Origin of the sequence: Pontibacter saemangeumensis, assembly GCF_039541895.1 — a bacterium.
Classification (GTDB): domain Bacteria; phylum Bacteroidota; class Bacteroidia; order Cytophagales; family Hymenobacteraceae; genus Pontibacter; species Pontibacter saemangeumensis.
This window is the reverse complement of the sequence record NZ_BAABHC010000037.1, coordinates 1-1,155: the sequence shown is the minus strand read 5'-3', so window position 1 is coordinate 1,155 and position 1,155 is coordinate 1. Positions and strand designations below refer to the sequence as shown.

Genomic DNA, 1,155 nt, shown 5'->3' with positions numbered 1-1,155 from the left:
GTGATCTTCCTGGTCACGAAGGTCTCCCCCCGCAAGGGCGACTCGTGGTTGAAGAGGATGCCGTTGGTGGCGAACATGCCGTAGGCCTCGCGGTAGTTGACCGTGATCCAGTAGGCGTAGAGTTTCGCCACCGCGTAGGGGGACCTTGGGTAGAACGGCGTCGTCTCCGACTGCGGCACGGCCTGCACTAATCCGTACAGCTCGGAGGTCGAGGCCTGGTACACCCGCGTCTTCTCCACCAGGCCCAGGATGCGGATGGCCTCCAGTATGCGCAAAGTGCCGATGCCGTCGGCGTTGGCCGTGTACTCGGGCGTGTCGAAGCTCACCTTCACGTGGCTCATGGCCGCCAGGTTGTAGATCTCGTCGGGCTGCGTCTCCTGGATGACGCGGATGATGTTGGTCGAGTCGGTCAAATCGCCGTAGTGCATCTTGAAGCGCACGTGCGACTCGTGGGGGTCCTGGTAGAGGTGGTCCACCCGGTCGGTGTTGAACAGGGAGCTGCGGCGCTTGAGGCCGTGCACCATGTATCCTTTGCCTAAGAGGAGCTCGGCCAGGTACGCCCCGTCCTGCCCCGTGATGCCTGTGATAAGGGCTACTTTCATATGAGTTACGAATTATGAGTTCCGGGTTCCGAGTTAGAGGAACCGGATGATGAATGATGCTATTGATAAATGTTAAGTGACAAATGTTAACTGGCTACCGCTCGGCCACCGCCTCCTGCGAGAGGAAGTCGGCGTAGGCCATCCGGATGCCCTCTCTCAGTTCCGTGGTGTGGCGCCAGCCCAGCGAGTGGAGCTTCGTCACGTCCAGGAGCTTTCGGGGCGTGCCGTCGGGCTTTGTCGTGTCGAAGGCAAGCTCCCCCTCGTAGCCCACCGCCTCCTTCACCAGCCCGGCGAGCTCTTTGATGCTCACGTCCTCCCCCGTGCCGATGTTCACCAGCCCGCGCCCAGAGTAGGTCTCCATCAGGAACAGGCAGGCGGCGGCCAGGTCGTCGGCGAAGAGGAACTCCCGCTTGGGGCTGCCCGTGCCCCAGATGGTCACCTCGGGCGCCCCTGACTCTTTCGCCTCGTGGAAGCGGCGCAGCAGGGCCGGCAGCACGTGCGAGTTCTGCGGGTGGTAGTTGTCGTTGTAGCCGTAGAGGTTGGTGGGCATCAC

Annotated in this window: 2 protein-coding genes; both read right to left on the bottom strand. The window is 62.3% G+C overall.

The features are described from left to right. Positions 1–602 (bottom strand): GDP-mannose 4,6-dehydratase (locus ABD920_RS22500; protein WP_345162587.1); only part of this gene is annotated, 602 nt, incomplete at its 3' end. 94 nt (positions 603–696) lie between these two features. Further along, a partial coding sequence (locus ABD920_RS22495; RefSeq protein WP_345162585.1) for an NAD-dependent epimerase/dehydratase family protein occupies positions 697–1,155 on the bottom strand: 459 nt, incomplete at its 5' end.